Raw genomic sequence first — 19,741 nt, 5'->3', positions numbered from 1 at the left:
TCAGTGGTGTGTGCCACCGTCGGGACATGCTGATAGAGCGCGCCTATGGCCATCTTCCGGACAGCGACGAGTTCGACCGGAGCCGGTGGCCCTGGACGGTGCCCTGCGTGCGGCAGTTGCTCGACACCGACGGCCTGCGCTTCACCGCGCCCGTCACCTTTCTGGTCGGGGAGAACGGCTCGGGGAAGTCGACGCTCGTCGAAGCGCTGGCCGAGGCCTACGGCCTGGACTCCTACGGCGGCTCGGCCGGCTACAAGTACGCAAGTTCGCGGACGCCGTCCCCGCTCGGGCGAGTCGTGCGCTTCGACGCCACGACGGAGGGCCGGCGGATGGTGCGCGGGCCGCGCGTCCGCAGGAAGGGCTTCTTCCTGCGGGCGGAGACCGCTCTGGAGGCACTGCGTTCGGAGGAGGCGGGCAAGGGGCTGTCGGTCCGCGTGGACCACGTGAGTCATGGTGAGGGCTTCCTCGCGGCGTTTCGGGACAAGTTCCATCAGCGGGGGCTCTACGTTCTGGACGAGCCGGAGTCCGCGCTGTCCTTCACCTCCTGTCTCGAACTGGTCGGGATCCTGGCGCAGTTGGGGCGGACGGGCGCCCAGGTCGTCTGTGCCACCCACTCACCGCTGCTGACGGCGCTCCCGGGGGCGGAGATCGTCGAGGTCGGCGAGCACGGCATGCGCACGGTGGAGTGGAAGGATCTGGCGATCGTGGACCACTGGCGGCGCTATCTCGCCGACCCGAACGCCTACTTGCGGCACATCGCCGGATGAGACCGGTCACCGGGCGGCGCTCGCGCTGCTCGCGGTCCTCTCCGGTCCGGTCCACCGTATGAGCGCGGCCCGCAGAGCCTCCGCCCGCCGGGACGGGTCCCGTTCCCCGGTTGCCCAGGCCACATAGCCGTCGGGGCGGACGAGGACGGCGGTGGGTCGGGAAGGCGAGCCGGGGCCGGGCCAGGAAGCGACCACGAGGCGGTCGTCCCGGGATCCGGTGTCCGGGTGCTCTCCGGGCGGGGCGATGAGCACGAACTTCCCGGCGCCCAGGGCCTCGTGGAGCCGGGCGGCAGGCTGGGAGGGGCTGTCACCGGTGGGCGCGGCCAGGGCGAGATCGGGGGCACGCCGGCCGGCGAACCGGTGTGCCCCGTGACCTCCGGCGTAGGAGATGCCGATCCCGGACACCTGGCCCATGGCCCTGTCCGAGGCGGGACGCACGGAGTTGAGGAACCAGGCGATCGCGGCGCGGGAGGCACGCTCGACGCGGGAGTGCGCCATCGCGAGCCGAAGGATCGCGCCGCTGCTGCGGACCACCGACTTCCCGACCGGGTGGCGCTCGGTCTGGTACGTGTCGAGGAGGCTGCCGGGAGCGTGGCCACGGAGGACCGCGGCGAGCTTCCACCCGAGATTGGCGGCGTCCTGGATACCGGTGTTGAGGCCCTGGGCTCCGGCGGGGGAGTGGACGTGGGCGGCATCCCCGGCGAGGAAGACCCGGCCCACACGGTAGGAGCAGACCTGGCGCTCGTCGCTGTGGAAGCGGGAGAGCCAGCGGGCGTCGTGCATGCCGTAGTCACTGCCCAGCGCGAGCCGGGCGAGCTCCCTGACCTCGTCGAGGTCGAGGGGTGCGGAGTCGGGGACCTGGCGCTTCCGGTTCCAGCCCATCACGCGGTACCAGCCGTCGCCGAACGGGGCGATGAACGCGAAGGCCTCACCGACGCCGCTGACCGTCAGCAGGCCCTCCGGCTTCTCGGCGAGACGCACATCGGCCAGGACGATCGAGCTGATCACCGACCGGCCGGGGAAGGGCAGGCCGAGGGCTGTGCGCACGGTGCTGCGGACGCCGTCCGTGCCGACGGCGTAGGCGGCGCGCAGCGTCTCCACGCCACCGCCCTCGCCGTGCACCTCGACCTCCACGCCGTCGGCGTCCTGCCTCAGATCCCGCACCTCCGCGCCGTACCGGAAGTGCACCCCGGTGTCGGCCGCGCGCCGCTCGAGCAGCCGCTCCACCTCGTACTGCGGGGTGATGAGGACGAACGGGAAGCGGCTGCGCAGTCGGCTCATGTCGAGCGTGAGCCGCTTGAACAGCCGCAGCCCCTCGACGGGTTGGCCGCGCGCGACGAGCGCGTCGGCGATGCCGCGGGAGTCCAGCAGCTCCAGGGTGCGGGCATGGACACCGAACGCGCGCGTGAGGTTGCTCGTCCCCTGTGGTCGTCGCTCGAGCACGGTGACGGCCACACCGGCCGAGGCGAGGTCGGCCGCCAGCATCAGCCCGGTGGGGCCCGCGCCGACGACGATCACATCGACGGGCGGCGCGCTGTCCCCGCTGCCTGTGCTCGCGCCCGTGCCGCTGGTCCTGTCCGCCATGACCGCCTCCTACGCCCGCAAACCCCCAAGCGCCAACACGTGTTGGTCAACGCTTGTTGGCAACGATAGGTCCCTCCCGAGTGGCATGTCAACGGCTGTTGGCCTACTCTCGTTGGCATGCGGGAATCGGACAGAAGAGGCGGCGCTCTCGGTGCGGATGCGGTCGCCGCGGAGGCAGCGGCGGAAGCAGCCGAACAGGGCGGCGCCCCGGGGGTGTCGGCGCCTCCGAACGCCCGCCCCCGCCGCTCCGACGCCACCCGCGCCGCGATCCTCGCCGCCGCCCGCGAGCGCTTCGCCGCCGACGGTTACGAGCGCGCCACCATCCGGGCCATCGCCGCCGACGCGGGCATCGACCCGTCGATGGTGATGCGGTACTACGGCAACAAGGAGGGCCTCTTCGCGGCAGCCTCCGACTTCGACCTGAGGTTGCCCGACCTCGCCTCGCTGCCGCCGGAGGAGATCGGCGAGGCACTCGTCCGCCACTTCCTGAACCGCTGGGAGGAGGACGAGGTGCTGACCGCGCTGCTGCGCGTCGGCGTCACGAACCCGGCGGGCGCGGAGCGGATACAGCAGATCTTCCGTGACCAGCTCGGCCCGGTCGCCGCGGCCGTCTGCCCCGACCCCGGCGACAGTGCCCGGCGCGCCGCCCTGACGGCGTCACAGATCCTGGGCATGGCCATGAGCCGCTACGTGCTGCGCTTCCCTCCGGCCACCGAGATGACGCGGCTCGAGGTGGTGGCCTGGCTTGCCCCGACCGTCCAGCGCTACCTGACGGCGGAGCAGCCGTAGGGCCCGTGCCGGTAGCCGAACACCGTTGCCGGGGCTACTGCCCTCCGCCGTCTGATAGGTCATCACTCAGCCGGGCGTGCTCCGCCCGGGGGTTCGTGCGCGAGTCGGCCCCGCCGCCGTGACACGCCGTCAGCCCTGCGGAAAGGCGCGACCGTACACCCGTAGCTGATGCGGCATCAGGGTGACCGGACGCCGATCTCGCGTCGCGCGCCGCGGCTTCCTCGCTTTGCATCGTTTCTGTGCCGGAATTCCGAAGTGGCCGCCAGGGGCCACGACCGGCGCCGGAGGGATCCATGCGTACTGCCAGCGCCTTCGCCACCGCGGCGGCCGCCACCGCCCTCGTCGGCCTGAGCGCTTCGGCGGCCGCGGCCTCCGTCAGCCCGCAGTGGGCGCGCCCCGGACAGACGGTGTGGGTCAGTGACGACGGCAGGTGCGACCTCCGGCAGGGAGCGACCGCGTACTCCGGGGCCTTCGAAACGGTCGAGCTGCGGCCGCGCGGCCACCAGCTCGCCGAGAGCGCGAAGGTCTTCCCGCACGCCCGGGGCGCGTACCGGGTCACCATCCGGTGCGGCGACGGACAGAGGTTCCACGACCGGCTGCAGGTCGGCCCGACCGGAGGCGCGCACGCCGGCGAGGGCGGCAGCCTCGGCGGGATGAGCGATGCGCAGTTCGCGGGCGGTGCCGCAGTGCTCGCGCTCGCGGCGGGCGGCGGGGTCCTGGTGCTGCACCGCCGTACGAAAGGTGCGGCATGACCGGGAAGGCGTCGGGAGCCCGTACGATCCCGCGCACCGGCGTGCCGGACGCCCGCCTGTCACGGGACCAGGCCCGGGCACGCCTCCCGCTCCCCGACATATGACCGTGCGGCGCCCCGGGCATGGGGCGCCCGAGGATGGGGGACAGGGGTCACCGGCGCGGCCGGGTCGTCCGAGGAACGCAGGAGGAACCGGCGTACGCGGCCGGAGCCGCGGAGATCGGACCGAGCCCGGCCGGGGTCCCCGAAGCCGAAGGCCTCGGGCGCGGAGCGCGCGCAACCGGAGTCGGTGGAAAACCGGGCGCCCGCAGGACGGCCGGGAGCGGATCCCGGAACGCCTGCAGTCCGCGATCAGGGCCAGACCAGGCAGTACGGCTGGTGGCCCGCCTCGTGGAGCCGGTGGCTGAAGTCCTGCCACTCGTGCAGAAGCTGGTAGACGTTGAACGCGTCCCGCGGTCCGCCGCGGTCCGGCACCGTCGACCAGATGAACGCCGCCGCGCCCACGGCCTCCTCGCCGACGCCGCGCAGCGGGTCGACGACCGTCATCGGCAGCCTCACCACTGCGTAGTCGGGGTGCAGCACGACCAGTTCGAGCGGCGGCACCTTGTTGAGCGGTATGCCTTCGATACCGGTCAGGACCATGGCCGCCATGGTCTCGGGCTTGATCTTGGTGAACATTCCGCCCATGCCGAGCTCGTCACCGCCGAGCTCTTCAGGGCGCATCGAGATGGGGACCCTCGCCGCGGTGGCTCCGTCGGGCGCGCCGAAATATTTGTACGTCACCCCCACCCGGCCACTCCTGCTCCCGCCACTGTGCACCTCGCGCTCGCGTCGGTGCCTCCCCCGCCCTTCGCCTCCGGCGTGGGGGACGCCGGCGCGCTCGGGGCCCAGGTCATCGGTCCCCTCGCCCAGTCCGCCACCGCGCTGCATATCTCCACCCGACCACTCGCGGCCATTCCCGCGCAACCCGATCATCGTCTCAGAGACCTCCCCCGCACACGGGCGGTGAAACGCCCGGGCGCGTGTCCCTGTACGGCTCTGACACCATGGATTACGTGACTCACTCGTACGATGCCTCAGTTGCCGCCTCAGTTTCGCAGACACTTTTCGACCGCGCTGCTGTCGTGACACCCGGCGGCGTGAACTCCCCCGTACGCGCCTTCCGTGCTGTAGGGGGTACACCCCGGTTCATGGTGTCCGGATCCGGTCCGTATCTGACCGATGCGGATGGTCGCGAATATGTCGATCTGGTGTGTTCGTGGGGGCCGATGATCCTCGGTCATGCCCACCCTCAGGTCACCGAGGCCGTCCAGGCGGCCGTGGCCCGCGGCACATCGTTCGGCACGCCCGGCGCGGGCGAGGTCGAACTCGCCGAGGAGATCGTGGCCCGGGTCGCCCCTGTCGAGCAGGTTCGGCTGGTGTCCTCGGGGACCGAGGCGACGATGTCGGCCATTCGGCTCGCCCGTGGCTTCACCGGGCGCGGCAAGGTGATCAAGTTCGCCGGCTGCTACCACGGCCATGTGGACGCGCTGCTCGCCGCGGCCGGGTCCGGTGTCGCCACGTTCGGGCTGCCGGACACCCCGGGGGTGACCGGCGCGCAGACCGGGGACACGATCGTGCTCCCGTACAACGACCTGGAGGCCGTACGGGAGGCGTTCGCGCGCCACCCGGGCGGGATCGCCTGCGTGATCACCGAGGCGGCACCCGGCAACATGGGCGTCGTCCCGCCGCTGCCCGGGTTCAACGCCGGCCTGAAGTCGCTGTGTGCGCAGAGCGGCGCGCTCTACATCTCCGACGAGGTCATGACCGGTTTCCGGGTCAGCAGGGCGGGCTGGTTCGGCATCGACGGCGTGGAGCCCGACCTGATGACGTTCGGCAAGGTCATGGGCGGTGGCTTCCCCGCCGCGGCCTTCGGCGGCCGCGCCGATGTCATGGCGCACCTGGCCCCGGCCGGCCCCGTCTACCAGGCGGGCACGCTCTCGGGGAACCCCGTCGCGACCGCCGCCGGCGTCACCCAGCTCCGTCTCCTCGGCGACGCGGAGTACGAGAAGGTCGATGCGGTCTCCGCCGAGGTGCGGGGTCTGGTGAGCGAGGCACTGGCCAAGGAAGGCGTTGTCCATCGCGTCCAGACGGCCGGGAACATGTTCTCCGTGTTCTTCACCGACGAGGACGTGACCGACTACGACAAGGCGAGGACCCAGCAGTCCCATCGCTTCACCGCCTTCTTCCACGCGATGCTGAACCAGGGCGTCTACCTCCCGCCGTCCGCGTTCGAGTCCTGGTTCGTCTCCACGGCTCATGACGCCTCCGCGATCGAGCGCATCGCCGCTGCGCTGCCGTCCGCCGCGCGGGCCGCTGCCGAGGCGTCTGCATGATGGACGACATGACCAACGAGAGCGCCCCCGCCGCCGAGACCCCCGGCACCGACCGGACCGACACGACCGTCACCGTCGTGCATGTGCTGCGCCACGGCGAGGTCGAGAATCCGGACGGGGTGCTCTACGGGCGTCGCCCGGGCTACCACCTGTCCGATCTGGGGCGGCAGATGGCCGACCGAGTCGCCGAGCACCTCGCCGAGCGCGACATCCGGTACGTCGTCTCTTCGCCGCTGGAGCGGGCGCAGGAGACGGCGACCCCGATCGCCAAGGCGCACGCGCTCGACATCGCCACCGACGAACGGCTCATCGAGGCCGGCAACATCTTCGAGGGCAAGACCTTCGGCGTCGGCGACGGCGCGCTGCGGCGGCCGGCCAACTGGCGGCACCTCACCAATCCCTTCCGCCCGTCCTGGGGCGAGCCGTACATCGACCAGGTCGTACGGATGACGAGCGCGCTCGCGGCCGCGCGGGACGCGGCGCGCGGGCACGAGGCAGTCGCGGTCAGCCACCAGCTGCCGATCTGGATCGTGCGCAGCTACGCGGAACGGCGGCGGCTGTGGCACGACCCGCGGCGTCGGCAGTGCTCGCTCGCGAGCCTGACGTCCTTCACCTTCCAGGGCGACCGGATCGTCTCCGTCGGCTACAGCGAACCGGCCGGGGATCTCGTACCGGCGCATCTGCGGCCGGGTGCGCAACGGCGTTTCGGGCGGGGCGCGGTGAAGGGCGCCAAGGGATTCGGCGCGTAGGACTGCTGGGCAGCGCCTTCCCCGGCGCTGCACCGAATCTCCATCGAAGATACGGAAGTTACTCATAAGAAACCGGCCATCGGGCCGGAACCCCTCTCACCGTCAATCCCTCTTAACGGCTGTCCGGTTACTGGAGAAACCGGACACCGTGAGTTCGTAGGGGGACAACGATGGGTGACATCAGCCGACGGGGAATTCTCGGGCTGGGAATGGGCGCGGCAGCTGCCGTGGGTATATCGGGCTGCGGCTCGGTGAAGGAATGGACGGGGAGTTCGGGCTCCGGCGCGGGTTCGGGGAAAGAGGAGGGCCCGAAGGCCGAGCCGATCGGTGACGGTTCCACCGCCCGTACCGGGCCGCAGCCGCACCAGCCGAAGCCCGAGAGGCTCGAACCCGGCCAGACGCCGCCGCAGTTCGTGATCTTTTCCTGGGACGGCGCGGGAGACATCGGAGATGGACTCTTCCCGCGCTTCCGGAAGCTCGCCAAGGATTACGGCGCCTCGATGACGTTTTTCCTGTCCGGGCTCTATCTGCTGCCGGAGTCGAAGAAGAGTCTCTACCGGCCGCCGAACAACCCGGTGGGTGCCAGTGATATCGGCTACCTCAAGGACGAGAATATTCGCAGAACGTTGAAGGGCGTGCGATCCGCCTGGCTGGAAGGCCATGAGATCGGAACGCATTTCAATGGCCACTTCTGTGGCGGTACCGGTTCCGTCGCGAACTGGACGCCCGCGGAATGGGAGTCCGAGATCGAGCAGGCTGTGTCGTTCGTCACCAAGTGGAAGACGAACACCGGCTTCAAGGATCTGGAGCCGCTGCCCTTCGACTACCGGAAGGAACTCGTCGGCGGACGGACGCCCTGCCTGCTGGGCCAGGACAATCTGCTGCCGACGGCGAAGAAGCTGGGGTGGCGCTATGACGCGAGCTCCTCAGGCGGGCTGCAGGTCTGGCCGGCGAAGAAAAACGACATATGGGACTTCCCGCTCCAGCAAGTGCCCTTCCCCGGCCGCAGCTTCGAGGTCCTGTCCATGGACTACAACATGATGGCCAACCAGTCGCAGAACGCGTCGCAGAGCGACCCCAGCAAATACCCGGCCTGGCAGCGGCAGGCGCGCGACGCCTACATCGGCGGCTTCGAGCGGGCCTACGGAAGCAACCGCGCACCGCTCTTCATCGGCAACCACTTCGAGTCCTGGAACGGCGGGATCTACATGCGCGCCGTCGAGGAGGCGTTCAAGCGCATCGCCGACGACAAGCGCAAGGACGTACGAGTGGTCTCCTTCCGGCAGTACACGGACTGGCTCGACGCTCAGGACCCCAAGGTGCTGCAGAAACTGCGGGGGCTCGGCGTCGGGCAGCGGCCGCCGGGCGGCTGGAAGGCCTATCTCTCCGCCGCGTGATCCGCTCCGGCGCCGGCCCCAACACGGGCCTCCAGCACCGCGTGATCCCACCCGGCACCCGGCACCCGGCGCCCAGCACCGGCTTCCAGTGCCGCCTCGATCCGCTCCGGCGCCGGTCTCCCGCACCGGCTGATCCGGACGGGCTCCGGGGTCTGCCCCGGCGGCTCCCGGGGATGCCGCCGGCGGTGCTGCCGGGGATGCCGCCGGCGGTGCTGCCCGGGGGTGCCGCCGGCGGTGCTGCCGGGGTTCCCCGTGTCCGGCCAGGGTCGAGAGATGGTTTCGGGTGACTTGAGGGGGGTGCGAAAGATCCCCCGGAGCTCCATGCGAAACTTTTCACATGTTTCCCAGCCGTGCCTCGCGACGCCGCACGACCCCCAGTCGGCCTGCGGTGCGGAGGACTTCTCGCACCACGCTGCTGGCCGCCGGAGCGGCGGCCGCGGCGGTGGCACTGACCGCGTGCCAGTCGGGCGGTACGTCCGGGGGTTCCTCGGACACGAAGTTCGTCACCGGGATCGGTGGCATCGACACCGTGAAGACCGCTGACCGCAAGCCGCTCCCGGGGATCTCCGGCACCACCCTGGAGGGCAAGCCCCTCGATCTCGCCGACTACAAGGGCAAGATCGTCGTCATCAACGTCTGGGGATCGTGGTGCGCCCCCTGCCGCGCCGAGATGAAGCACCTGGTGAAGGTGGCCAACGCCACGAAGCCGGACGGGGTGGAGTTCGTCGGGATCAACACTCGTGACCCCAACAAGCCGCCGGCGCAGAAGTTCGAGAAGGAATACGACGTTCCGTACCCGAGCCTCTACGACCCCATGGGCAAGCTGATGCTCCGTTTCCCGCCCGGCAGCCTCAACCCGAAGGCCATCCCTTCCACGGTGATCGTCGACCGTGAGGGCAGGATCGCGGCCCGGGCGCTCAAGCCGCTGAACGAGAAGGACCTCACCAAGACGCTCGATCCGCTGATCGCGGAGAAGTGATCACGTGATCGCCCTCGCCGCCTCGACCGACCCCAACCAGACGGTCCTCACGGGCGCCCTGCTGCTCGCGGTGCCCGTCGCGCTGGTGGGCGGACTGGTCTCGTTCTTCTCCCCGTGCGTGCTGCCTCTCGTGCCGGGCTATCTCTCGTACGTGACGGGGGTCACCGGGAGCGATCTCGCCGAGGCGCGGCGCGGCCGGATGGTCGGCGGGGCGGCGTTGTTCGTGCTCGGCTTCACCGCGGTCTTCGTCTCCTACGGGGCGCTGTTCGGGCATTTCGGGCTGACGCTGGAGGAGCACAAGGAGACGATCTCCCGGGTGCTCGGCGGCCTCACGATCGTGCTGGGACTCGTCTTCATGGGACTCCTCGGCGGCTTCACCCAGCGCGAGTTCCGATTCCACAAGCGGCCCACCCTCGGCCTCGCGGGGGCGCCCATGCTGGGCGTACTGTTCGGCATCGGCTGGACCCCCTGCATCGGCCCGACGCTGGCGGCCGTCAACGTCCTTGCGCTCAACGAGGCGAGTGCGGGCCGCGGCGCACTGCTGACCGTGGCCTACTGTCTGGGTCTCGGCGTGCCCTTCATCCTGGCTGCCGTAGCCTTCCGCCGGGCGCTGGGTGCGTTCAGCTGGGTCAAGCAGCACTACGTATGGGTGATGCGGACCGGCGGCCTCATGCTGGTCATGGTCGGCGCCTTGCTCATCACGGGGATCTGGGACCGCTTGATCGGCGATCTGCAAGTCTGGTCGTCCACCTTCACTCCGGGAATCTGAGCCAATGTCCAAGACCGAGACGCAGACCGACGGCCGCGCCACGGCCGATGACGTCGGGACCGACGAGGTTCGGACCGAAAAGGTGCGGACCGGCGACGCCGGGACCGACCACGCCGCGACCGAGGAAGGCGCGGCCGGATCGGACGAGCGCGAACTCGGCGCCGCGGGCTCGCAGCTGTCGACCACGCCCGAGGACAGGCTCAACGCCCCGGCGCTGGGGGTACTCGGCTGGACGCGCTGGTTCTGGCGACAGCTCACATCGATGCGCGTCGCGCTGATCCTGCTCTTCCTCCTCTCGCTGGGCTCCATCCCCGGCTCGTTGATCCCGCAGGACAACGTCGACCCCATCAAGGTCGAGGAGTTCCGGAAGCGCCACGAGACGCTCTCCCCGCTCTACGACGAGCTCGGACTGTTCCACGTCTACAGCTCGGTGTGGTTCTCGGCGATCTACATCCTGCTGTTCATCTCCCTCATCGGCTGCATCGTTCCCCGCAGCTGGCAGTTCGTCGGGCAGCTCCGCGGCCGTCCGCCGGCCGCCCCGCGACGCCTCACCCGGCTTCCCGCGTACACCACATGGCGGACCGACGCCGAGCCCACGCAGGTTCTCGCCGCCGCGCAGCGGATGCTGGGCCGTCGCCGCTTCCGCGTGCACACTCCCGGCGACGCGGTCGCCGCAGAGAAGGGCTATCTGCGGGAGGCCGGCAACCTCGTCTTCCATGTCGCGCTGATCGTGATGCTGGTTGCCTTCGCCGTCGGACAGCTCTGGAAGTCCGAGGGCGGCAAGCTGATCGTCGACGGCGACGGCTTCTCCAACACCCTCACGCAGTACGACGACTTCAGGTCGGGCGACCTCTTCGACTCCGACACCCTCGCTCCCTTCGGCTTCTCGCTGCACGGCTTCGATTCCAGCTTCGAGCGCACCGGTCCCGAGAAGGGCACAGCCCGCGAGTTCCGCGCCCACGTGAAGTACTGGGAAGGCGCGGACGGCACCGAGCACAGCGACACCATCGAGGTCAACGAGCCACTCGACGTGGCCGGCAACAAGGTCTACCTGCTCGGCAACGGCTACGCCCCCGTGGTCACGGTCAAGGACGGGCAGGGCGACATCGCGTACCAGGGGCCGGTGCCCTTCCTGCCGCAGGACAAGAACCTGACCTCCGTCGGCGTGGTCAAGGTCCCCGACTACCGTGACAAGAACGGCAAGAAGAACCAGCTCGGATTCCAGGGCCGGTTCACCCCGACCTACGCGCTCGACGAGGTGCGCGGCCCGCACTCCTCCTTCCCCGCGCTCGACTACCCCGTGCTCTCCCTGAACGCCTTCCGCGGCAGCCTGGGCATCGACTCCGGTCTGCCGCAGAACGTGTACCAACTCGACACGCGGAAGATGAAGCAGTTCAAGGACGAGAAGGGCGACCTCTTCCGCAAGGCCCTCCGCCCCGGCGAGACGATGACGCTGCCCGACGGCGCGGGCTCGCTGACGTTCGACGGCGTGAAGACCTGGGCGAGTTTCCAGATCTCCTACCAGCCCGCCAACGGCCTCGCCCTCGGCGGTGCGTTGGCCGCCCTGGCCGGCCTCGCCGCGTCGCTGTTCATCCAGCGCCGCCGCGTCTGGGTCCGGGCGGTCCGGGGCGACGACGGCATCACCGTCGTCGAGATGGCCGGCCTCGGCCGCAGCGAGTCCGCCAAACTCCCGGAGGAACTGGCCGACCTGGCCGTGGCGTTGCAGCCCGACGCACCGCCGGTCGCCGACGACCAGGCCACCGAAGACCTGGCCACCCAGGGCCCGGTCACCCAGGACCATGCCACCGACGACCCGGCCACCGAGGACCGAGACACCGAGGACCGAGACACCGAGGACCGGGCCGAAGAGGACCCTGCCACCGAGGACCGGGATTCGGAGAGCAAGGCTGCCGAGGACTCGAGCACCGAGGGCCCTGGTACTGAGGACCTGGGCACCGAGGACCCTGGTACCGAGGACTCGGGCACCGAGTCTCCGGCCACCATGGTCACCGAAGACCAGGCCACCGAAGACCCGGTCACCGGAGACCAGGCCACCCAACACGACGACCCCGCTGATCCTGCTGAAGGCGAAGGAGCGCGCGCGTGAACCTCGCGGTCGCGGCCAACGAGAACATGGCCAACATCAGCAATGTGCTGATCTATTCGGCAATGGCGGTCTACACCCTCGCCTTCCTCGCGCATATGGCCGAGTGGGTCTTCGGCAGCCGGAGCAAGGTCGGCCGCACCGCCGCCGCGCTCACCGACACCGCCGGTGCCGCTCCCGCCTCCACCGTGGCCGTGAAGGTGGCCACGCAGGGCGGAGGCACCGCCGTACTGGAACGCCCCAAGGTCATCACCCGGTCCGTCGCCGGATCCCGCGACGTCCCGGACGGCCCCGGCGCCGCCGGTGACAGCGAACAGGGCGATCTGTACGGCAGGATCGCGATCTCCCTGACCGTCCTGGCGTTTCTCCTCCATATGGCCGGCGTCGTCGCCCGCGCCCTCTCCGTGCAGCGCGCCCCCTGGGGCAACATGTACGAGTTCTCGACCACCTTCTCCGCAGTGGCCGTCGGCGCATACCTGGTCTTCCTCGTGCTGAAGAAGAATGTGCGCTGGATCGGGCTCCCCCTGGTCACGACCGTCCTCCTCGATCTCGGCCTCGCTGTCACTGTCTTGTACACCGACAGCGACCAGTTGGTTCCCGCCCTCCACTCGTACTGGCTGTGGATCCACGTCTCCTGCGCGATCATCTCCGGCGCGGTGCTCTACCTCGGGTTCGTCAGCACGCTGCTCTACCTCTTCCGCGACCGCTACGAGGTCAAGCTCGCCGCCCCGCAGGGCAAGCGGCCGGGCGCCTTCGCCTCGTCCGTGCTCGAGCGGCTCCCCTCGGCCGCGAGCCTGGACAAGTTCGCGTACCGCATCAACGCGACCGTCTTCCCGCTGTGGACCTTCACGATCATCGCCGGCGCCATCTGGGCCGAGGCGGCGTGGGGCCGCTACTGGGGCTGGGACCCCAAGGAGGTCTGGTCGTTCATCACCTGGGTCGCCTACGCCTGCTACCTGCACGCCCGGGCCACCGCGGGCTGGAAGGGCCGCAAGGCCGCGTACATCGCGCTGGTCGCGTTCGCCTGCTTCCTCTTCAACTACTACGGCGTCAACTTCTTCATCAACGGCAAGCACTCCTACGACGGAGTCTGAGGCGCCGAGTCCCGTACGCCGTAGGCCCGGTGCCCCGGGCCGCCCACCCGCCGCGGCGGTCAGTCCGCGCTGATCGCGTCGAGCTTGGCGCGCAAGTACGTGTGCGAGTCCACCGGTTCGTACGCGATCCTGCCGACCGGCGCGGGCAGCGACTCCACATGTGTCCGCGGGTCGCACTCGTAGAAGTACACCAGTGACATCAGTTCCTCCGCCGGGGCGTCGGCCGGTGGGGGCAGCACCCGGTGGCGGCCCGAGCGCCAGCGGTCGCCCGTCCAACGGGCCATCAGATCGCCGATGTTGACGGTGAAAGCCGCCGGATCGTACGGCGCGTCCTCCCAGCCTCCTTCATCCGTGAAGACCTGCAGCCCGCCCTTGCCGTGCTGCCGGTCGAGGAGGGTGACCGTCCCGAAGTCGGTGTGCGGGCCGATGCGGAACTGGCCCGGCTCCGGTTCGCCCACGACGTCCCTGCCCGGATACCAGTTGATGTTGAAGCCCCAGGTGGGGTGACCCGTGTGCCGGGTGAAGTACTCCGCCGGGAGGCCGAGTGCCCGTGCCAGCAGTTCCAGCACCGTGTCGGACAGCGTCCGCATCCGCGCGAGATACGCCTCGACCAGCGGGCGCAGCTCCGGCGCCTCCAGCGGCCAGGTGTTGGGCAGGAACCACTCCGCGTCGATCTCTGCGTCACCCGTCGGCTCCTCGGCGGCGAAGGAGAGCGACTCCTTGAGGTCCGGCGGGCTCTTCACCCGGTCCGAGCCCGTGCCCGAGTTCAAGCCCGAGTTCGAGCCCAAGCCCGAGTTCGAGCCCAAGCCCGAGTTCGAGCCCGAGTCCGAGCCGGAAGAGGTATCGGCAGCGGTGTCCGCGTAGGCGTTGGCCTCCGCGCCCGGTCCCAGCCAGCCCCGGCCGCCGACCTTCACCGCGTACGGGCGCTTGGCGGCCTCCGGCAGCCGGAAGAAGGCGCGGGCGGCCTCGCGGATCCCGGTGCGCAGCGCCGGGTCGACCCCATGACCGGTGATCAGCAGGAATCCGGCCGTCCGCAGCGCCTCGTCGACCTGTCGCGCGGTCCGCTCGCGCTCTTCCGCGTCGCCGGACAGCCATGGACCGAGATCGATGGACGGAATACGGGAACGGGCCACGTGATCACTCCTCGCACGGCGAGCTGCGGAGCCCCTGGGCCGGCGCCCCGCCGCGGTCAGGGGCGCTTGTCGTCCGGACCGTGGTCCCGGTCCCCGTCGCGGTCCCGGTCCCGGTCCCCGTCACGGTCTCCGTCCCGGTCCTGGATCCCGTCCCGGTCCGGCTCCCCCTGCTTGTCCTTCTCCTGGCCCTTCTCCTTGCCCTTGTCCCCGTCCTGCCCCAGCGACTTGAGGAACTCGGGGTTGTCGTCCGGCGCCACCCAGCGCGCACGCCCCCGCCCGGCCCCGTACGGGCGCGTGCCCCGCGCCGCCTCGGACCGGCGCGCGCGTCCCGCAAGCAGCCAGGCAAGGGAGCCGAAGAGGAGATAGCCGAAGAGCACGATGATGAGGACCCAAGCGGGCTTGGGGAGCTTGCGCACCTGGTCCTCGGGCGTGTTGAGGCAGTCGATGAAGGCGTAGATCCACAGCCCCAGGACCAGCAGGAAGGGCAGATACCTGAGCATGGTGGAGCGGTCTCCCGGGATGCGGAGGAGGGCCGGGGGCGGCCCTGATGACGCGTCCAGGGTAGGCCCCCGGTGGCGTATCCACGGTAGGAGGTGACAGATACTGGGGCGTATGGCTTACGACGATCTTCGCTCGCTCCTGCGGGCGCTGGAGCGCGACGGCGACCTCAAGCGCATCACGGCCGAAGTCGACCCGTATCTGGAAGTCGGTGAGATCGTCGACCGGGTGAACAAGGCGGGCGGCCCGGCGCTGCTCTTCGAGAACGTCAAGGGCTCGGCGATGCCGCTGGCCATGAACGTCTTCGGCACCGACCGGCGCCTCCTCAAATCGCTCGGCCTCACCTCCTACGACGACATCAGCGGCAAGATCGGCGGGCTGCTGAAGCCGGAGCTGCCGCACGGATTCGTCGGGATGCGCGAGGCGTTCGGCAAGCTCGGCAGCATGGCCCACGTGCCGCCGAAGCGGGTGAAGGACGGCCCGGTCCAGGAAGTCGTCCTGACGGGTGACGACGTGGATCTCGACCGGCTCCCGGCGCTGTTCACCTGGCCCGATGACGGCGGGTCCTTCTTCAACCTCGGGCTCACCCACACCAAGGACCCCGAAAGCGGCGTGCGCAACCTCGGGCTGTACCGCCTCCAGCGCCACGACCGCCGCACCATCGGCATGCACTGGCAGATCCACAAGGACAGCCGGAACCACTACCAGGTGGCCGCCCGGCGCGGTGAGAGGCTGCCGGTTGCCATCGCCTTCGGGTGCCCGCCCGCCGTCACCTACGCGTCGACGGCCCCGCTGCCCGGGGACATCGACGAGTACCTGTTCGCCGGGTTCGTGCAGGGCAAGCGCGTCGAGATGGTGGACTGCAAGACCGTGCCGCTGCAGGTCCCGGCCCACGCCGAGGTCGTCCTGGAGGGCTGGCTGGAGCCCGGGAAGATGCTGCCCGAGGGCCCGTTCGGTGACCACACCGGCTTCTACACGCCGCAGGAGGACTTCCCCGCACTGACCATCGACTGCGTGACGATGCGGCGCCGCCCGCTGCTCCAGTCGATCGTGGTCGGCAGGCCGCCGACCGAGGACGGGCCGTTGGGGCGGGCGACCGAGCGGTTCTTCCTGCCGCTGCTGAAGATCATCGTGCCCGACATCGTGGACTACCACCTGCCCGAGGCGGGCGGCTTCCACAACTGCGCGATCGTCTCGATCGACAAGAAGTACCCGAAGCACGCGCAGAAGGTCATGCACGCCATCTGGGGCGCTCACATGATGTCGCTGACCAAGCTCATCGTGGTCGTCGACGCCGACTGCGACGTGCACGATCTGCACGAGGTCGCATGGCGGGCGCTCGGCAACACCGACTACGCACGGGACCTCACGGTCGTCGAGGGCCCGGTCGACCACCTCGACCACGCCTCGTACCAGCAGTTCTGGGGCGGCAAGGCGGGCATCGACGCGACCCGGAAGCTGCCGGAGGAGGGCTACACGCGCGACGGCGGCTGGCCCGACATGGTCGAGTCGGATCCGGACACGGCCGCGAAGGTCGACCGCCGGTGGAAGGAGTACGGCCTGTGAGCGCGGCAGAGGGCGTCCTCGGGTCCGGGCCCGCGCCTGCGCGCGGCGGGATCCGGGCCTTCCTGCGGCTGGTGATGATCGAGCACTCGGTCTTCGCGCTGCCCTTCGCCTACATCGCAGCGCTCACCGCGATGTTCCTCGAGGACGGGACCGTCCACTGGAGGGAACTGCTCCTGATCACCGTCGCGATGGTGGGCCTGCGCACCTTCGCCATGGCCTGCAACCGGATCATCGACCGCGAGATCGACGCCCGCAATCCGCGCACCGCGGGGCGTGAACTGGTCACCGGCGCCGTGTCCGTACGGTCCGCATGGACCGGCGCCCTCTTCGCCGTCGTCGTGTTCCTGGGCGCGGCTGCGCTGCTGAACCCGCTGTGCCTCGCGCTGGCCCCCGTCGCCGTGATCCCGATGGTCGTCTATCCGTACGGGAAGCGGTTCACCCACTACCCGCACGCGATCCTCGGACTGGCCCAGGCCATGGGGCCGGTAGGCGCGTGGCTCGCCGTCACCGGGACCTGGTCGTGGGACGCGGTGATCCTCGGCCTGGCGGTGGGCGTGTGGATCGGCGGCTTCGACCTGATCTTCGCCTGCCAGGACGTGCAGGCCGACCGTGCGCACGGCGTGCTGTCCGTCCCGGCCCGGTTCGGCATCCCGGCCGCGCTGTACGGCGCCCGGGTCTGCCACGCCGTCACCACCGGGCTGCTCGTCTGGTACGGGGTGGCGACCGGCGCCGGGATCCTCTACTGGGCGGGACTGGTGGTCGTCGCGGCGGCCTTCCTCTACGAGCACACGATCGTCAGGCCGCACGACCTGTCCCGGCTGAACCGGGCGTTCTTCACGGTCAACGGCTTCATCGGCATCGCACTCTTCGGGTGCGCGCTGCTCGACCTGATGATTCGCGGGCTCGGCGTCTGAGGGCGGGCGGAAAGTGCTTCCGGACGGCCGCGCGCCGTCCGGGAGTTGACACTGCGGCGACCCGGAGTTGCACCGCGCCGTCCGGGAGTTGCCGCGGCGACCCGGAGTCGCCCCGCGCCCGCAGGGCCCTCGTGCGCGGACAGTCCCCCCGTCAGCCAGTGAGTTCCCCGCCGCGCTGCTCACGGTGCTCGCGGAAGAGGAAGGCGGCCAGCACGCCGCCGAGCAGGCCGAAGAGATGGCCCTGCCAGCTGATGCCCGAGTCCGTCGGCAGCGCGCCCCACAGGATCGACCCGTAGAGCACCCCCACCACCAGGCCGATGCCCACCCACGTCGGCCGCCGGTCGACGAAGCCGCGCACCAGCAGATAGCCGAACAGGCCGAAGACCACGCCCGACGCGCCCGCCGTGAAGGTGCCGGCAGGGGCGAAGAGCCATACGCCCAGCCCGCTCGTCAGGATGATCACCGCGACCACTCCGGCGAAGCGGCGTATCCCGCTGACGGCGGCGATGAAGCCGAGGATCAGCAGCGGCACGGTGTTCGCCATGAGGTGGCCGAACCCGAAGTGGAGGAAGGCCGCGGGCACCACGTCCCGCAACTCGCCGATCTCGCGCGGCGTGACCGCGTACGTGTCCAGGGCGTGGCCGCTCGCGACGTCCAGCGCCTCCAGCAGCCAGAGCAGCGCCACCCACGCCAGCACGATCAGGGCCGCGGCCTTCACACGCTCCCTGCGCGCCGGCGCGGCGGGCCGCGCCGGTCCGGTCCCGTAAGGCGACGGGCCGGAGCCATAGCGCCCCGGGCCGTACGACCCGGGGTCCGGCGAACCGAAACCGGAAGGTCCGTACACCATGGACGACCCCCTTTCCTCCACCCCGACAACGCCCGGAACGGCCCCCCGGGTTCCTTGCGGCCCCGACGGATAGGCTCGGTGCGTGCAGCCGCAGGAGAGACCGAGCGCCGACGCCGGTACCGGGCAGCGCCGGCCCTGGGTGGTCGGGGTGTCCGGAGCCTCCGGCACGCCGTACGCCGCGGCCGTGCTGCGTGCGCTGCTGCACGCGGGCGAGGCCGTCGACCTCGTCGTCAGCCGCGCGTCACGGCTCACCCTCCTGGACGAGACCGGTATCGCCTTCCGCGACGCGCACTGGCGCGAGGACCTGCGGAGCTGGCTGGCGCGGGGTGCGGACGGCACGCCGGACCGGTTCGCGGCCGCGCTGCCGGACCTGACGGCCCTGCCCGAGCGGTCGGACGTACGGCACTGGGCGGCCGGTGACCTGGCCGCGGGACCGTCGTCGGGCTCGTACCCGGTCAAGGGGATGCTGATCGTCCCCGCGAGCACGGCATGCGTGGCCGGTGTCGCGCTCGGGCTCTCTAAGGACCTGCTGCAGCGGGCGGCGAGTGTGACGCTCAAGGAGCGCCGCCCCCTGGTCGTCGCGGTGCGGGAGACGCCGCTGAACGGGCAGACCCTGGAGCACCTGGTGGCGCTGGACCGGGCGGGTGCGGTGGTGACGCCGGCGTCACCGGCGTTCTACGCGGGCGCGCACGACATCCAGGACCTGGTGGATTTCGTGGCCGGCCGGGTGCTCGACGCCGCGGGGGTCCCGCACAAGCTGTACCGCCGCTGGGACGGGGCGATCGGCGGATCCCGGGAGCAGGCCTAGCCGGACCGCGTCTGCCGTGGGAGCCTGGGATGCCTTGGATCCTTAGGTCGATTCGCAGGCGAGTTGGCTCGTATGCCTTTGAATCTTTATACTGGAGCCTGACATTGTGAACAATGGAAGGCGCCAGTGATGGACGCGGTTGACAGGCAGCTCATTCAGGCACTGCGGGAGAACGGCCGGGCCTCGTACGCCGAACTCGGACGGCTGGTCGGACTCTCCGGGCCCAGCGTCACGGACCGGATCAACCGTCTGGAGGCGGCCGGGGTCATCACCGGCTATCGCGCGACCGTCAACGCCGCCACGCTCGGGCTCGGGGTGACCGCCCTCATCGGCATCTCCCTCTCCGACGCCACCGACCACGAGGACGTGGCGCGCCGGCTGCGCGACCTCGAGGAGATCGAGGACTGCTGGTTCATCGCCGGTGACGACTCCTACATGCTCAAGGTCCGCGTCGGCGATGTGGACGGGCTGGAGAAGACCATCCGCCGGCTGTCCGGCACCAAGGGCGTCTCCCGCACCCGTACCACCGTCGTGCTCTCCACCAAGTGGGAGAACCGGGTCGGCGAGCTGCCCGAGAGCGTCTAGGCGTAGGCTCGTTCAGGCCCGATTTCGGCGGA

At 70.4% G+C, this 19,741-nt stretch carries 19 protein-coding genes; 14 read left to right on the top strand and 5 right to left on the bottom strand.

Translation table 11 applies throughout. The annotated features are described in order from the left end of the window. Positions 1 to 26 precede the first annotated feature (26 nt). On the top strand, positions 27 to 767 hold the full coding sequence (locus ACGFNH_RS23745) for an AAA family ATPase (RefSeq protein ID WP_393656782.1): 741 nt from the start codon (positions 27 to 29) through the stop codon (positions 765 to 767). Positions 768 to 773: 6 nt separating this feature from the next. Here ACGFNH_RS23745 and ACGFNH_RS23740 read toward each other — a convergent pair whose 3' ends face one another. Beyond that, positions 774 to 2,351, bottom strand: coding sequence for an FAD-dependent oxidoreductase (locus ACGFNH_RS23740; RefSeq protein WP_393656780.1), 1,578 nt, complete (start codon positions 2,349 to 2,351; stop codon positions 774 to 776). Between the two features lie 117 nt (positions 2,352 to 2,468). Here ACGFNH_RS23740 and ACGFNH_RS23735 point away from each other — a divergent pair, with 117 nt between their 5' ends. Continuing rightward, positions 2,469 to 3,140: a TetR family transcriptional regulator gene (locus tag ACGFNH_RS23735; protein ID WP_393656778.1), complete on the top strand. Its 672-nt coding sequence runs from the start codon at positions 2,469 to 2,471 to the stop codon at positions 3,138 to 3,140. 293 nt (positions 3,141 to 3,433) lie between these two features. Further along, positions 3,434 to 3,892 (top strand): hypothetical protein, encoded by a 459-nt coding sequence (locus tag ACGFNH_RS23730; protein WP_393656776.1) that lies wholly within the window; start codon positions 3,434 to 3,436, stop codon positions 3,890 to 3,892. A 350-nt stretch (positions 3,893 to 4,242) separates the two neighbouring features. Here the strand turns inward: ACGFNH_RS23730 and ACGFNH_RS23725 are convergent, their stop codons facing one another. Then, positions 4,243 to 4,821 carry a hypothetical protein gene (locus ACGFNH_RS23725; RefSeq protein ID WP_393656774.1) on the bottom strand — a complete coding sequence of 193 codons (579 nt, stop codon included), beginning with the start codon at positions 4,819 to 4,821 and terminating at the stop codon, positions 4,243 to 4,245. Between the two features lie 116 nt (positions 4,822 to 4,937). Between ACGFNH_RS23725 and hemL the strand changes: the two genes are divergently transcribed. The 7 genes from hemL to ccsB all read left to right on the top strand — a co-directional run bounded on the left by hemL (position 4,938) and on the right by ccsB (position 13,358). Beyond that, positions 4,938 to 6,266, top strand: a complete 1,329-nt coding sequence (gene hemL / locus ACGFNH_RS23720) for a glutamate-1-semialdehyde 2,1-aminomutase (protein WP_393656772.1) — start codon at positions 4,938 to 4,940, stop codon at positions 6,264 to 6,266. A gap of 8 nt (positions 6,267 to 6,274) precedes the next feature. Further along, a complete protein-coding gene (locus tag ACGFNH_RS23715) occupies positions 6,275 to 7,015 on the top strand; it encodes a histidine phosphatase family protein (RefSeq protein ID WP_393656770.1) in 741 nt (246 codons plus the stop codon). A gap of 170 nt (positions 7,016 to 7,185) precedes the next feature. Further along, positions 7,186 to 8,412, top strand: a complete 1,227-nt coding sequence (locus ACGFNH_RS23710; RefSeq protein ID WP_393656768.1) for a hypothetical protein — start codon at positions 7,186 to 7,188, stop codon at positions 8,410 to 8,412. A gap of 337 nt (positions 8,413 to 8,749) precedes the next feature. Beyond that, positions 8,750 to 9,391: a TlpA family protein disulfide reductase gene (locus tag ACGFNH_RS23705; protein WP_393656766.1), complete on the top strand. Its 642-nt coding sequence runs from the start codon at positions 8,750 to 8,752 to the stop codon at positions 9,389 to 9,391. A gap of 4 nt (positions 9,392 to 9,395) precedes the next feature. Further along, positions 9,396 to 10,160, top strand: coding sequence for a cytochrome c biogenesis CcdA family protein (locus ACGFNH_RS23700; RefSeq protein WP_393656764.1), 765 nt, complete (start codon positions 9,396 to 9,398; stop codon positions 10,158 to 10,160). Positions 10,161 to 10,164: 4 nt separating this feature from the next. Then, on the top strand, positions 10,165 to 12,267 hold the full coding sequence (locus tag ACGFNH_RS23695) for a cytochrome c biogenesis protein ResB (protein WP_393656762.1): 2,103 nt from the start codon (positions 10,165 to 10,167) through the stop codon (positions 12,265 to 12,267). After that, complete coding sequence (gene ccsB, locus ACGFNH_RS23690) at positions 12,264 to 13,358, top strand: c-type cytochrome biogenesis protein CcsB (protein WP_393656760.1); 1,095 nt, start codon at positions 12,264 to 12,266, stop codon at positions 13,356 to 13,358. Before ACGFNH_RS23695 ends, ccsB begins: the two co-directional genes overlap by 4 nt. Positions 13,359 to 13,417: 59 nt before the next feature. Here ccsB and ACGFNH_RS23685 read toward each other — a convergent pair whose 3' ends face one another. Further along, a complete protein-coding gene (locus ACGFNH_RS23685; RefSeq protein ID WP_393656758.1) occupies positions 13,418 to 14,491 on the bottom strand; it encodes an isopenicillin N synthase family dioxygenase in 1,074 nt (357 codons plus the stop codon). Positions 14,492 to 14,547: 56 nt separating this feature from the next. Beyond that, the gene (locus tag ACGFNH_RS23680; protein ID WP_393656756.1) at positions 14,548 to 14,991 is read right to left on the bottom strand and encodes a PLDc N-terminal domain-containing protein; all 444 of its coding nucleotides are present in this window, start codon (positions 14,989 to 14,991) and stop codon (positions 14,548 to 14,550) included. A gap of 112 nt (positions 14,992 to 15,103) precedes the next feature. On the opposite strand from ACGFNH_RS23680, the gene ACGFNH_RS23675 reads away from it, so the two are divergent. Beyond that, positions 15,104 to 16,555 (top strand): menaquinone biosynthesis decarboxylase, encoded by a 1,452-nt coding sequence (locus tag ACGFNH_RS23675; protein WP_393656754.1) that lies wholly within the window; start codon positions 15,104 to 15,106, stop codon positions 16,553 to 16,555. Further along, positions 16,552 to 17,469, top strand: coding sequence for a menaquinone biosynthesis prenyltransferase MqnP (mqnP, locus tag ACGFNH_RS23670; protein ID WP_393656752.1), 918 nt, complete (start codon positions 16,552 to 16,554; stop codon positions 17,467 to 17,469). The genes ACGFNH_RS23675 and mqnP overlap by 4 nt, the downstream gene beginning before the upstream one ends. A 151-nt stretch (positions 17,470 to 17,620) precedes the next feature. Here mqnP and ACGFNH_RS23665 read toward each other — a convergent pair whose 3' ends face one another. Continuing rightward, positions 17,621 to 18,316, bottom strand: coding sequence for a rhomboid family intramembrane serine protease (locus ACGFNH_RS23665; RefSeq protein ID WP_393656750.1), 696 nt, complete (start codon positions 18,314 to 18,316; stop codon positions 17,621 to 17,623). An 82-nt stretch (positions 18,317 to 18,398) separates the two neighbouring features. On the opposite strand from ACGFNH_RS23665, the gene ACGFNH_RS23660 reads away from it, so the two are divergent. Both ACGFNH_RS23660 and ACGFNH_RS23655 read left to right on the top strand, forming a co-directional pair. Then, complete coding sequence (locus ACGFNH_RS23660; RefSeq protein WP_393656749.1) at positions 18,399 to 19,124, top strand: UbiX family flavin prenyltransferase; 726 nt, start codon at positions 18,399 to 18,401, stop codon at positions 19,122 to 19,124. Positions 19,125 to 19,253: 129 nt separating this feature from the next. Continuing rightward, on the top strand, positions 19,254 to 19,709 hold the full coding sequence (locus tag ACGFNH_RS23655) for an Lrp/AsnC family transcriptional regulator (protein WP_393656747.1): 456 nt from the start codon (positions 19,254 to 19,256) through the stop codon (positions 19,707 to 19,709). The last annotated feature ends 32 nt before the right edge of the window (positions 19,710 to 19,741 follow it).

Origin of the sequence: Streptomyces sp. NPDC048639, assembly GCF_043199075.1 — a bacterium.
Classification (GTDB): Bacteria; Actinomycetota; Actinomycetes; order Streptomycetales; family Streptomycetaceae; genus Streptomyces.
This window is presented reverse-complemented; position numbering and strand designations above follow the sequence as displayed.